This is a genomic window from Ruegeria sp. BHSC223, from assembly GCF_059613025.1.
The window spans coordinates 73,653-86,156 of the sequence record NZ_JBXWRR010000011.1 but is presented as its reverse complement, the minus strand read 5'-3'; the positions used below and the strand labels follow the sequence as shown (position 1 = coordinate 86,156).

General features: G+C 65.5%; 9 protein-coding genes. 8 read left to right on the top strand and 1 reads right to left on the bottom strand.

All coding sequences use genetic code 11. The features are described from left to right. The 8 genes from AC2FNY_RS15745 (at position 1) to AC2FNY_RS15710 (ending at position 11,608) form a co-directional block, all read left to right on the top strand. Positions 1-1,923, top strand: coding sequence for a nitric oxide reductase activation protein NorD (locus AC2FNY_RS15745; RefSeq protein ID WP_496803040.1), 1,923 nt, complete (start codon positions 1-3; stop codon positions 1,921-1,923). Further along, on the top strand, positions 1,920-2,468 hold the full coding sequence (locus AC2FNY_RS15740) for a cytochrome c oxidase subunit 3 (RefSeq protein ID WP_496803039.1): 549 nt from the start codon (positions 1,920-1,922) through the stop codon (positions 2,466-2,468). The genes AC2FNY_RS15745 and AC2FNY_RS15740 overlap by 4 nt, the downstream gene beginning before the upstream one ends. Positions 2,469-2,472: 4 nt before the next feature. Beyond that, a complete protein-coding gene (locus AC2FNY_RS15735) occupies positions 2,473-2,730 on the top strand; it encodes a cytochrome C oxidase subunit IV family protein (RefSeq protein WP_496803038.1) in 258 nt (85 codons plus the stop codon). Positions 2,731-2,952: 222 nt separating this feature from the next. Further along, positions 2,953-4,635 (top strand): Na/Pi cotransporter family protein, encoded by a 1,683-nt coding sequence (locus AC2FNY_RS15730; RefSeq protein WP_496803037.1) that lies wholly within the window; start codon positions 2,953-2,955, stop codon positions 4,633-4,635. A 1-nt stretch (position 4,636) separates the two neighbouring features. Further along, the gene (locus AC2FNY_RS15725) at positions 4,637-5,476 is read left to right on the top strand and encodes an EamA family transporter (RefSeq protein ID WP_496803036.1); all 840 of its coding nucleotides are present in this window, start codon (positions 4,637-4,639) and stop codon (positions 5,474-5,476) included. 85 nt (positions 5,477-5,561) lie between these two features. Then, positions 5,562-6,863 carry an NAD(P)/FAD-dependent oxidoreductase gene (locus AC2FNY_RS15720; RefSeq protein WP_496803057.1) on the top strand — a complete coding sequence of 434 codons (1,302 nt, stop codon included), beginning with the start codon at positions 5,562-5,564 and terminating at the stop codon, positions 6,861-6,863. 118 nt (positions 6,864-6,981) lie between these two features. Further along, the gene (locus tag AC2FNY_RS15715; protein WP_496803035.1) at positions 6,982-8,568 is read left to right on the top strand and encodes an FAD-binding oxidoreductase; all 1,587 of its coding nucleotides are present in this window, start codon (positions 6,982-6,984) and stop codon (positions 8,566-8,568) included. Positions 8,569-8,575: 7 nt separating this feature from the next. Beyond that, positions 8,576-11,608: an adenylate/guanylate cyclase domain-containing protein gene (locus AC2FNY_RS15710; protein WP_496803034.1), complete on the top strand. Its 3,033-nt coding sequence runs from the start codon at positions 8,576-8,578 to the stop codon at positions 11,606-11,608. Here the strand turns inward: AC2FNY_RS15710 and AC2FNY_RS15705 are convergent. Continuing rightward, entirely contained in the window at positions 11,603-12,304 is a 702-nt protein-coding gene (locus tag AC2FNY_RS15705) for a Crp/Fnr family transcriptional regulator (protein WP_234177007.1), read from the bottom strand. The two genes, AC2FNY_RS15710 and AC2FNY_RS15705, sit on opposite strands and share 6 nt — an antisense overlap. Positions 12,305-12,504: the final 200 nt, after the last annotated feature.

The window sequence follows — 12,504 nt, the reverse complement described above, 5'->3', positions numbered from 1 at the left end:
ATGGTTCAGATCGACTTCGAGCCATGGGAACCCGAGGAGACAATCGGGAGACTGTGGCATAGCCTTGCCAGCCGTCTCGACGCACCATTGGTGCATGAAGGAGCCGCGGTCGACCTGTCAGAGGTCGCGGGACGGCTGGCCGTTCTTTTCCGGGGCCTTGGCGGCAACGCCGGGGTCGAGCTGCGCCCGGTCTCGCCCGAGATCTCGCGCCACCGGCTGAGCTGGCGCCGCCGTCTGGGCACCGAGGCCGAGGCGCTGCCGCGCGCCAGTTTCGACGGCGAGGTTTTGCGCCTGCCCGAACGGCTGGCGGTGTTTCCGATGCGCGCGGCCAACGGGGCGCTGTATGTCTGGCTGGCCGCCGCCGCCGCCCATGCCGGCACCCGTGTCGACGAGGATGACCCACTGCGCGCCGATCTGGGGGCGCTGTCAGCGGCACAGGCGATGGTGGCGGCAACGCTTTCCGACGCACCCGGCCTGCGCCCCCTCTACGCCGAACTGTGCAAAGGCCTGTTGCAGCAGCGCGACCTGCCGGATCTGCCTCCTGCCGAGGCAGCAGTCGAAGAGTTGATCCGCCAGATGCTGGGCGACCCGCAACCGCTTTCGGCGCGGGCAACGCAGTTTCAGGCGATGGACGAGACCCTCACCGTCCCACGCGGTTATCAACCGTTTCGCCCAGTGCCGCTCTGGCCCGAGCTGCGCGCGGTGGCCCTGTCCGAGCATCACGAGGCCGAAAGCCGCGATACCGAGGGGCCGCCCGAGGACTCGGGCGAAAAGACCCATCGCGCCCGGCGCCGCAAATCCGACATGGCCGCGCGCCATGACAGCTTCATCCTGCACAAGTTCGAAGCGATCCTCAGCTGGGCCGAGTTCCTGAACCTCAACCGCCGCGTCGATGACGACGACCCCGACAACGCGAAAAAGGCCGCCGACGATCAGGACGAGATCGGGCTGGGCCAGATTTCCAAGGCGCCACCGACACGGCTGAAACTGCACCTGGATCTGGCGCCCGAGGATGTGGACCGCGAGCGGCTGTCGGGCCGGGTGCTCTATCCCGAATGGGACGTGCGCACCGGCGCCTATCTGCCGGACCATGTCAATGTGCTGACGTCGGAGGCCGAGATCCGGGACGGCGCCGAGGCCTTTGCCCACGACCCGGCCACCGCCCGCCGCATCCGCGCGGTCAAGCGCCAGTTCGAGGCGCTACGCCCGGGCCGGATGATGACGCGCGGCCATCTGGACGGCGGCCAGCTGGATGTCGAGGCCGCCGTGCGCGGCCATCTGGACCGGCTTGCCAATGGCGAGGGCAGCGAGCGCATCTGGATGCAGTCGCGCCCGGTGGCGCGCGATCTGGCGGTGTCGATCCTGCTCGACGTTTCGCGCTCGACCGAAAGCGCGGTCTCGGGCCGTGCGGTGATCGACATCGAACGCGAGGCGCTGGCGGCGCTGGCCTGGGGGCTGGATGCCTGCGGCGACGATTTCGCCATCCACGCCTTCAGCTCGTTGAAACGCGCACGCGTCTATGTGCAGCGCTGCAAGGGCTTCGGCGAGGCGATGAGCACCCAGGTCGAGGCGCGTATCGCCTCGCTGCGGCCCGGTTTCTACACCCGGCTTGGCGCCGCGATCCGCCATGCCTCGGCCGATCTCGCCGGGCAGGGGCGCAAGCGGCGGCTGCTGTTGGTGATCACTGACGGCAAGCCCAACGATCTGGACCATTACGAGGGCCGCCACGGCATCGAGGATACCGCCATGGCGGTGCGCGAGGCGCGCCGCGCCGGGCAATCGGTGTTTGGTGTCACCATCGACAAATCCGGCAAAAGCTGGTTCCCCCGCATGTTCGGACAGGGCGGTTTTGCCGTGATCCCCGACCCCAACCGGCTGACTTTGGCCCTGCCGCAGATCTATCGGCAACTGGTCGGAGCATGAGCGAGCGATCCCTGATCGACGAGTTGCCGGGCGAACTCATGATGTGGGTTCTGATCCTGTCCGAACTTTTGGTGTTCGGTGCCGGTTTGGTGGCGTTGCTGGCGGTGCGCCTGACCGATCCGGCGGGCTTTGCCGAAGCGCAGGATCACCTTTACCGCACCGGGGCCGCGCTCAACACCGTGGTGCTGGTCACGTCGGGCTACCTCGCGGCTTGCGCGCTCCACTGGTGCCGCTCGGGCCGCCGCGCGCGGGCCCGGTGGGCCCTGCTGCTTGCGGCGGGGTTGGGGGCTCTGTTCCTGGTGATCAAGGGAGCGGAATATGCCGGCAAGGCGGCCCAGGGGATCAGCTATGACACCCATCCGTTTTTCATGTTCTATTACCTGCTGACCGGATTTCACGCGGCGCATGTTCTGGCCGGAGTCGCGATCCTGTTGCTGGTGGCCTGGCGCGACGCGCCCCGCAATATCGAGGCGGGCGCGCAGTTCTGGCATATGGTCGATCTGGTCTGGGTCCTGCTCTACCCGGTTGTCTATCTGGCGGGGTGAGCCGATGCGCAGGTTCCTCTCCGACCCATTGAGCCGCGCCTGGCTGGCGCTACTGGGGTTGAGCCTTGCGGGCGCCCTGCTGACGCTGGTGCCGGTGCCGCAGGCACTGATCGGCGCGGGCGTGTTGATCCTGGCGCTGGTCAAGGCCCGTCTGATCCTGTCGCGCTATCTGGAACTGGGTGAAAGCCCGCCCTGGATGCGCGGCATCGGAACAGTCCTGACCGGGTTTGTGCTGTTGTTGCTGGCGCTGTCGCTGCTCTGATCGCCATTTCGTGACCGTCTTTGCCCGGAAAATACCGGTTTTGTGGGTTTGCCCATTGCACGTTTGCGCAAACAAAGGCAGCTTGGGCCAATTCTGGCCCCCGACCTATTGAGTCTGATATCTTTCCGAGAGCGGCGGGGGACCACTCGGACACAAGAACAGGAGCCCGCCACGTTGAACCACCCCTTGCACCCAAGCGCGACCTGCCCCGAAGGCTGAGCCATGGCGATCTTTTCCTTTCTGATCAGCCTGGCGGGCGCGACGATGCTGCTGCTGTTTGCGGTGCGGATGGTGCGCACCGGGATCGAGCGCGCCTATGGCTCGTCGTTCCAAAGGGTGATGACCGGCAATAGCGGTGTGTTGCGGGCCGGGGCGGTGGGACTGGTCATGGCGGTCGTGCTGCAAAGCTCGGCCGCGGTGGCTTTGTTGACCTCTGGCTTTGCCGGGGCGGGGCTGATGGGGTTCGGTCAGGGGCTGGCGATCGTGCTGGGCGGCGATCTGGGCTCGGCGCTGGTGATCCAGATCCTGTCCTGGCGGCTGGACTGGCTGGTGCCGCTGCTCTTGGCGGTGGGCGGCTGGCTGTTCGTCAAGACCGAGCAGCGCAAGGCGCGCCAGTTCGGGCGCATCCTGATGGGCATCGCCTTTATCCTGATCTCGCTGCGGTTCCTGCGCGAGGCGATGGACCCGATCCGCGACAGTGCCTTTCTGCCCGCCATCGCCGACTATCTGGCGCGCGACTATGTCACCGCGTTCATCGTGGGCGGCGCGCTGGCCTTTGTCATGCATTCCTCGGTCGCGGCGATCCTGATGTGCGTGACGCTGGTTCAGATCGGCGCGATCCCCTTTGCCGCGGGCCTGTCACTGGTGCTGGGGGCGAATTTCGGCAGCGCTTTCATCCCGGTCTGGCTGTCACGCGGCATGACGATGCCCGCCCGGCGCATTCCCTTTGCCAATCTGGCGTTGCGCGGCACCTGGGCGGTGTTGTGCCTGTTTGCGGTCAATCTGGCACTGCGCAACGGTCTGGGCGCCGGCGAGCATGGCGGGCAGGAGCTGGTCTATGCGCATCTGGCCTTCAACGCCTCGCTGTTGGTGCTGGCACTGCCGTTCTGCACCCTCTTGGCCGCGCCGCTGGCCCGGCTGTTGCCGGACCCGGCGCAGCCGGTCGATGCGGACACCCTGGCGCGCCCGGCCTCCAGCCTCGACCCCGCCCATATCGGCAGCCCGGCACAGGCGGTGTCGAGCCTGAAGCGAGAGTTGCTGCGCATGGCCGATCTGGTCGAGGCGATGTTCCGCCCGGTTCTGGGCCTCTATCGCGATGGCGACAAGACCCGGATCAAGGCGGTGCAATCGCTGGATAAAGAAGTAAACGCCTGCCTGTCGGGCATCCGCCGCTATGTCGCCGCGCTGCCCGCCGATCAGATCGGCAAGGACGCGGCGCGCAGCGCGCGTGACATGCTGGAATATGCGGTGCGGCTGGAAACCGCCGGTGACGTGGTGGCCGGGCGGCTTTGCGTTCTGGCGGGCGATCTGCGCAAGACCGGCAACCAGTTCTCGAAAGAGGGCTGGTCCGAATTGCAGCAGATGCACGAGACCATTCTGGCCAACATGAAACTGGCCTCGAACGTGCTGATCTCGGACGATCTGGAAAGCGCGCGCCTGTTGAGCCTGGAAAAGACCGAGTTGAAACGCGCCGAGCGCAGCAGCCGCAAGCGGCATTTCCGGCGCTTGCAGAATGGCGAGGTGCAGAGTTTCGACACCAGCGATTGCCATCTGGAAACGCTGCGCGCCCTGCGCGAGTTCAACAGCCATGTCTCGGCGGTGGCCTATCCGATCCTTTATGCCAACGGTCAACTGCTGGAGACCCGCCTGATCGAGACCCTGCCCGCCACGCAGGACGAGAACTGAGATGTCGGCGGGCATCGTCGCCATCATCCTGTCGGCGGCCCTGTTGCACGCGGTCTGGAACGCCATCGTCAAAGGCGCGGCGGACCGCACCACGATGCTGGGCCTTGTCGCGTCGGGCCATGTGCTGGCGGGCGGGGTCATGGTCACGCTGCTGCCGCTGCCCGCACCCGAAAGCCTGCCCTATATCCTGCTCTCGACGGTGATCCATTTCGGCTATTACTACATGCTGGGTCAGGCCTATCGTCATGGCGATCTGAGCGTGGTCTATCCCATCGCGCGCGGAATCGTACCGGCGCTGGTGGCGCTTTGGGCGCTGCTCTTGCTGGGTGAAACCCTGCCGGCGCAGGCCTGGGTCGGCATTGCCACCATCGCCGCCGGTATCCAGCTGAGCAGCTGGTCGGCGCTGCGCCACGGGGTCGGGCGCGCGGCGCTGGGGTTTGCGGTGGGCACAGGCCTGTGCATCTCGGCCTATTCCGTGGTGGACGGGATCGGGGTGCGACTGTCGCAGAACACCCTGTCCTATTGGGCCTGGGGGGCGTTCCTGCATCTCTTCATCGCGGGTTTTGTGGCGATCCGCAAACGGAGCACGCTGGCGGGGCTGAAGCCAAAGGTCTGGGCCACCGGCATCCTGGGTGGGCTGGTGTCGATGGCGGCCTATGGGCTGGTCCTGTATGCCAAGAACTTTGCCCCCCTTGGTGCGGTCTCGGCCCTGCGCGAAACCTCGGTCATCTTTGCCGCCCTGATCGGCTTTGTCTTTCTGGGGGAAGGCAACTGGAAACGCCGTCTGGGGGCGGCGGCGCTGATGGCGGCAGGGGTGGCGCTGATCGGCATGGCGGGTTGAGATAACGGCGGATCAAAAATTTGATCATATCTGGCAGGCCTCTGAATTTGCTGCTATAGCAGGCGGCGAAACAGGGGATGAGATGATGGACCTGCTGACCGTAAACGACCGCCCCGGCGAATACCCGCCGTCATATTATGCCGCGCAGGCAAAGAAGCTCGACCCGTTCCCACAGGCAAAGGGCGCGCTGAGCTGCGATGTCTGTGTCGTGGGCGGAGGGTTCACCGGCCTTTCGGCGGCGCTGCATCTGGCGCAGCGCGGTTATGACGTGGTCCTGCTCGAGGCGCAGCGCGTGGGCTTCGGCGCCTCTGGCCGCAATGGCGGCCAGGTGGGGCAGGGTCAACGGCTGGAGCAGGAAGAACTGGAAAAGATGCTGGGCCGCGAGCATGCCCATGCCCTGTGGCAGGTGGCGCGGCAATCGGTCGATCTGGTGCGCGAGCTGGCCGCCTCGGATCTGGTGCATGCCGATTTCCATCCCGGCATCATCCATGCCGATCATCGCGAACGCTTTGTCCGGCACAGCCACGACCATGTCCGCCATATGCGCGAGGACTATGGCTATACCGCGATCCGGGCGCTCGACCGGGATGAGATGCGGCACCTGGTGGCCTCGGACGCTTATCACGGCGGCGCTATCTACGAGGATGCGGGCCATATCGACCCGCTGGAACTGGTGCTGGGTCTGGCCCGGATGGCGGTGGCCGCGGGCGCGCGCATCTTCGAGCGTTCGAAGGTAACCGCGCTCACCGAAGGCGATCCCGCCCATCTGCGCACCGATCAGGGTGAGATTTCCGCGCGGCATGTGGTCTTGGGCTGCAACGGCTATCTGGGCCGGCTCGACGACCGCGTGGCGGCGCGGGTCATGCCGATCAACAACTATATCATCGCTACCGAACCGCTGGGGCCCGAACGGCAAGAGGCGCTGATCCGCAACAACCACGCGGTGGCCGACAGCAAGTTCGTGATCAACTATTTCCGGTTCTCCGATGATCACCGGCTGCTGTTCGGTGGCACCGAAAGCTATGGATACCGCTTTCCGTCCGACATCGCCGCCAAGGTGCGCAAGCCGATGCTGGAGATCTTTCCGCAGCTTGCGGATGTGCGCATCGACCATGCCTGGGGCGGCACGCTGGGCATCACCATGAACCGGATGCCGCATTTCGAGCGGCTGTCGGGCAATATGCTGAGCCTGTCGGGCTTTTCCGGCCATGGCGTGGCACTGGCAACGCTGGCGGGTCAGATCGCGGCGGAAACCATCGCCGGACAGGCGGAACGGTTCGACCTGATGGCACGCGTGCCCGGGCGCCCGTTTCCGGGCGGTCCGGCCCTGCGCACGCCGCTGCTGATCCTGGCGATGCTGTGGTTCAGCCTGCGCGACAGGCTGTGACGCAGGCTGCAATTCTTTTTGAGCAATAGATTTTACGGCCTAAGCGCGAGAAGCGATTGCCAAAAACAACTTTGCTCTTCTACCATGCCTGCAGGTATTCTCTGTTTAGGACATAGCCGTGCTTTGGTATGATAGTCGTGCGCAACGTTTGCGCGAAAGAGCCGCAATCTGGACCCATAACCGGATCAAGAACGAGGCTCTCCAAGGCCTTCCCCCGAAATACGCAGAAGAGCTTCAAAAGAGAATTCTGGGCACGGTGGTGCTGCCGGGCGATCCCGAATACGACACCGACCGGATGCTGTCGAACCCCCGGTTCTCGGCCTATCCGCAGGTCATCGTCTATTGCGAGGTCGAGACCGACGTGGCCGAATGCCTGCGGGTGGCGCGGGCGCTGTCGATGGCGGTCGTGGTGCGCTCGGGCGGGCACAGCACGGCGGGCTTCTCGTCGCAGAACGGGTTCCTGATCGATGTCAGCCGGATGAACGATGTCTGCGTCAGCCCCGAGGCGCTGCGCGCCTGGGTTGGACCGGGCACCAAATTCGGCAAGTTCAACGCCAAGCTTCTGCCCTATAATCTGCACACACCCGGCGGCGCCTGCCCCGATGTCTGCGTGGGCGGCTACATGCAGGGTGGCGGATATGGCTTTACCGCGCGTATTTTCGGCATGAACTGCGACCAGGTCGAGGAAATCCGCGTGATGATGAGCGATGGTCGCATCGTGCATGCCAATGCCGAGGTGAACCCCGATCTGTTCTGGGCGGTGCGCGGCGGCACCGGCAGCAATTTCGGCGTGCTGTTGGGGGTCAAGTACCGGCTCTATCGCAGCTCGACCTTCGCGGGCTTTTCGGTGCGCTGGTCGATGCAGACCGATGCGGGCGTTCAGGATGCCGCCACCTCGCTGGCCTGGCTGCAAGAGAACTTCATGCGTACCGGTGCGCCCGACACCATGGGTTATCAGATGATCTGGGCCTTTGAGGGACCCGAGGGGCAGACCAAGGAACCGGTGCTGCTGATGCGCGGCATGTATCGCGGAACCCGCGAGGATTTGCAGGAGAAGCTGGCCCCGGTGCTGGCGCTGCCGGGCGCGACCTTGCAGGCGCTTTATGATCCGCAGCAATATATCGACCTGAACCGCATCCTGCTGAGCGAGCCCTACGAGGTGCCGGAATTCCCCGCCGACATGACGCCGATGCCGCCGCCCGAGGCAAAGATCAGCCGCTATGTCGCCAAGCCGATCGACGCGGCAGGCTGGAAGACGCTGCTGGACTATTTCCGAACCTCACCCAGCCCCTATACGATCGCCGCGATGGAGATCTATGGCGGCGCCATAGCCCGGATGCCGAAGAGCGAAACCGCCTTTTTTCACCGGGATGTGTATTGCGACCTGTTCTTTGACGTGTTCTGGCTGACGGAACAGGAGAAGGAAACCATGCTGGCGTTCATCGCGGGGTGGGAGGCGGCCTTTGCCCCGCATTGGACCGGGCAGAGCTATCAGAACTATCCCAGCCCGGACAATCCCGGCTTTGCCGATGAATACTGGGGTGATACCTATTGGCTGCTGCGTTTGATCAAACACAAGTACGACCCGCTCAACCTGCTCCGCTTCCCGCAGAGCATCGAGCCGCTGGAATGGCATCCGCCGGGGCCGGGTTTCCCGCCGGGTTTCCATGGCTTCGAGGAACCGATCAAGGCGATCACTGGATAACGGAGAAATGACCGACATGTCCCGAACCATCGGCTCTGTCACCTCCTGGCTGGCCGATCTCGGCCTGGAGGTTTATGCCGAGCGGTTCGAACAGGCCGATATCGACCTGGAGGTGCTGGAGCATTTGTCGGATCAGGATCTGACGGATCTCGGGGTGACCTCTCTGGGGCACAGGCGCAAGATCCTGGCACGCATCGCCGACCTGCGCGATGCGCCTGCCGCCGTTGTGCCTCCCGCCCCGGTCGAGGACCAGAGCGAACGCCTCTATCTGACCGTGGTGTTCTGCGATCTGGTCGGATCAACCCAACTTGCCCATTCCCTGGGCGAGGAACGGTTCACCGATCTGCTCGGTGAATTCTACCGTGCAGTGGACGGCGCGGTGGATCGCTATGGCGGACATGTGGCGCAATATCACGGCGACGGGGTGCTGATCTATTTCGGCTATCCGCAGGCGCTGGAGGATGCCGCGCTGCGCGGGGTGATGGCGGCCTGCGAGTCCTGCCGCCGCGTCGGCGCCATCGCGGTGCCGGGGGCGCGGCCGATGCAGGTGCGGGTCGGGGTCGCCTCGGGGCCGGTGGTGATTGGCGACCGGCACCTCAGCCAGCACGCGCGGGGCGGTCGGGCCTATGGCGCGGTGGTCAATCTGGCCGCGCGGCTTCAGGCCGAGGCGCAACCGGGCGGTGTGGTGGTCTCGGACACCACAGCGGCACTCATCAAGCATCATTTCGAGTTGAATTTCCTCGGCCTCAGGCAGCTCAAGGGGATCGACGAACCCGCGCCGGTCTACGCGGTCGAGGCACGCCGGACCCCCGATCTGGGCATGGCGCTGCTGGCGCGTCCAGACCGGGTGCCCTTTGTCAATCGCCGGGCGGAACTGGCGCGGCTGTCGGCCTGCTGGAATGCGGTGGCGATGGGGGCGTTCAACCTGATCACCGTGGCCGGTGAGCACGGGATCGGAAAATCACGGTTGGTGGGAGAGTTCCTTGACCGTCTCCGGCGCGAGGACCGGCCGGTGCGCCATGTCAACTGTCCCCAGCAAGGCCGCGACACACCCTATGGCGCCTTCCGGCTGCTGTTGGATCACGATCCCGATCTGCCTGCCGCAGCGACCCTGCGGGCCGAGTTGGAGGCCGTTCCCAGAGCCACCCAGGCCGAGCGCCGTCAGCGCCGGGCGCGTGTGATCGGCCTCTTGGCCGATCATTTCGGCAGAACCGCATCCGGGCCCAAGGTATTGTGGATCGACGATCTGCAATGGGCCGATCCCTCGACCATAGACGTTCTGCTGACACTGGCCTCGCGCCGCCCGCCGGGCCTGATGCTGATTGTCAGCGCCCGCAACGCACTGCCCGACCCGCGCTTGATGCATGTGGACGGATCGGTGCCGATCTCGCTGGGGCTGATGTCACCGGAGCATACCAACAGCATCGTGCGCGAGGTGCTTGGAGATGTGAAGGGCGCCGAGGCGCTGGTGGCGCCACTGGTGGCAAGGGCCGAGGGTATTCCCGTCTTTGCCGAGGAACTGGCGCTGGAGATGCGCGCGCGGCTGGCCGGGCCCGAGGATGTGGCTGCCGACAGCCTGCCGGACATGTCTGTGCCCTCCAGCCTGCAACAAAGCCTTCAGGCCCGCATCAGGCGGCTGGTCCGCGCCCGACCCCTGCTGCGACTGGTGGCAAGCATAGGGCGCGAGGCGCCCTTGCCGCTGCTGCGCGACCTCTGGCCCGGTCCCGGCTCCATCGAAGAGGCGCTGGACGAGTTGATCGCGGCGGGGCTGGCGGAACTTCACCTTGCCCGCGACAGCCAGCACGACAACCGGCTCATCCTGCGGCACCAGCTTCTTCAGGATTGTGCCTATGACATCATCCTGACCCGCGATCGCGAGCGCATTCACACCGCCATAGCCGAAGCTCTGGACCGGCGCCGCGCGGCGGGGCAGGCGGTGGAACCGACCTTGCTGGCCGATCAGCTGGAGCGCGCCGGGCGGTTGCGCCCTGCCGCAGAACTGTGGGCCGAGGCCGGGCGCGCCGCTGCCGCGCAATCGGCTGATGCCGAGGCGGTGGCCCTGTTCCGCCGGGCATTGGCGCTGCTGCCCCGGATCGGCACCAGCGAGGGCGACTGGAGCGATCAGTTCGAGGCCGACACGCTGCTGGCGCTGTTCCCGGCGCTGATCGGGGCCAAGGGATACCGAGCCGCCGGCGAGGATGTGCTGGGCCGGATCAATGCGCTGATCGAACGTACTGGTGGCAGCCAGCGGGTGTTCTCGACCATGTTCTTTCGCTGGATCGACATCTGCGTGCAGGGCGATATCGACGCGGGCCACGAATTTGCCGTGGGGCTGGCCGATATCGCGCGCTCGGATCCGACCGGCCTGCATGCGCTGGTGCTGGACCGGATGCTGGGGTCGAGCCACATGTTCCGGGGGGAGTTCGACGACGCGCGACAATATCTGGACCGGTTCCTCGCCACCTATGACCCGGACCTTCATGCCGAGCCGTTGCGGCCGTTCGGCGCCACCGACAATCACGCCACCGTTCTGTGTTGCATTGCCGCGATCGAGGCCTTTACCGGCACCCCCGAGAACACCCGCGCCGCCACGGCGGCGGCGCTGGCCTCGGCACGTGCCTCCGAGATGACCCACACGTTGTGTCACACGCTCACCTTTGGTGCCGCCTTTCCGGCGGCGATCCGCCGCGACTGGGGGGCGTTTCGCGACCATGCCAGCGAATTGAAGCAGCTGGCCCAGAGCAGGCAACTGGCCTTTTGGCTGGTCTATGCCCGGATGCTGACCGGCATCGGGGATATTGCCGCGGGACGGGTCGACGAGGGCCAGGCCGAGTTCGCCTATGGCAGCAAGGTTCTAGGCGAGCAAGGGTTCGAATTCCTGCAACCCACCTTTCGGGTGATCCATGCCATGGCCGAGGAAACCGCGCGGCGCGACGGACCAAGCGGCGATCTGGCGGCGCTGGAACGCGCGATCCGTTCGGGCGAGCGCTGGATGCTGCCCGAATGCCTGCGGCTCAAGGAGCGCTGGGGCAGGTCATAGCCCTTCGAACAGTTGCTCGATATCCGCGATTTCGAGCCGCCGACGCCCGGTCTCGATCACTCCGGCGGCGGCAAGCCGCGCCATCACGCGGCTGACCGCCTCGCGGGTGGCGCCAATATAGTTGGCAATCGCGTCATGGGTCGGGCTGGGTTCTAGAACGCCGCCCGGCTTGAGCTGCCGTGCCGCCTGCGCCTGCTGGATCAGCAGCGCCCGCACCCGCTTGTCCACGTCGTGCACCACCAGGCCAAACACCCGTTCGGTCAGTGTCCGGTTGCGCTCGGCCAGGTCGATGGCCAGGTTATGCGCCAGCCGCGGCTCTCGCGCCATCCAGTCAAGCAACCGCTGCGCCGGCATCCGCGCCAGAATCGTGGTTTCGGCGGCAGAAATGGTGAGAGAGCGCGGCCGCCCGTCCAGAGCCGACAATTCGCCGAAATAGCGACCTGATGTGATCTCGGTAAACGCGACTTCCTTGCCATTGGGCGACAACAAAAGACCGACCAGACGACCGCGGACCACAACGTACATTTCGGTCGAGGTTTCACCCTGCTCCATGACGGTCTGGCCGGTATAGACGGTGACAAGCTCCAGATCGGCCGCGAATTCGGCCAGAACCTCGGTCTCGAGCCCGGCCAGCAGCGAAACGCCCGTCAACACGGTTTCAAGCGGCGGAATGGTTTTTCGGTTCGTGGGGCGCACGCGCTGCCTTCCTTCTCGACCGAGACTTGTAAATCCAAGGGGTTAAACGTCTATCTGGACAGAGGAGTACTGCGTCGGCGCCCGATTGCCAAGTCCCGTGCGCGGGGGCGGACAGAGAACCGATTGCACAACGCAAGGTAATGCCCGCACCCCATATGCCCGCAAGGCGCGAGGGTTTTTCTTCAAATCACGGAGCGTCG

Bases quoted from the DNA above. Each gene is read 5' to 3' on its own strand.
- AC2FNY_RS15710 (WP_496803034.1), top strand. From the start codon at position 8,576: ATGACCGACATGTCCCGAACCATCGGCTCTGTCACCTCCTGGCTGGCC.
- AC2FNY_RS15745 (WP_496803040.1), top strand. From the start codon at position 1: ATGGTTCAGATCGACTTCGAGCCATGGGAACCCGAGGAGACAATCGGG.
- AC2FNY_RS15740 (WP_496803039.1), top strand. From the start codon at position 1,920: ATGAGCGAGCGATCCCTGATCGACGAGTTGCCGGGCGAACTCATGATG.
- AC2FNY_RS15735 (WP_496803038.1), top strand. From the start codon at position 2,473: ATGCGCAGGTTCCTCTCCGACCCATTGAGCCGCGCCTGGCTGGCGCTA.
- AC2FNY_RS15730 (WP_496803037.1), top strand. From the start codon at position 2,953: ATGGCGATCTTTTCCTTTCTGATCAGCCTGGCGGGCGCGACGATGCTG.
- AC2FNY_RS15725 (WP_496803036.1), top strand. From the start codon at position 4,637: ATGTCGGCGGGCATCGTCGCCATCATCCTGTCGGCGGCCCTGTTGCAC.
- AC2FNY_RS15720 (WP_496803057.1), top strand. From the start codon at position 5,562: ATGGACCTGCTGACCGTAAACGACCGCCCCGGCGAATACCCGCCGTCA.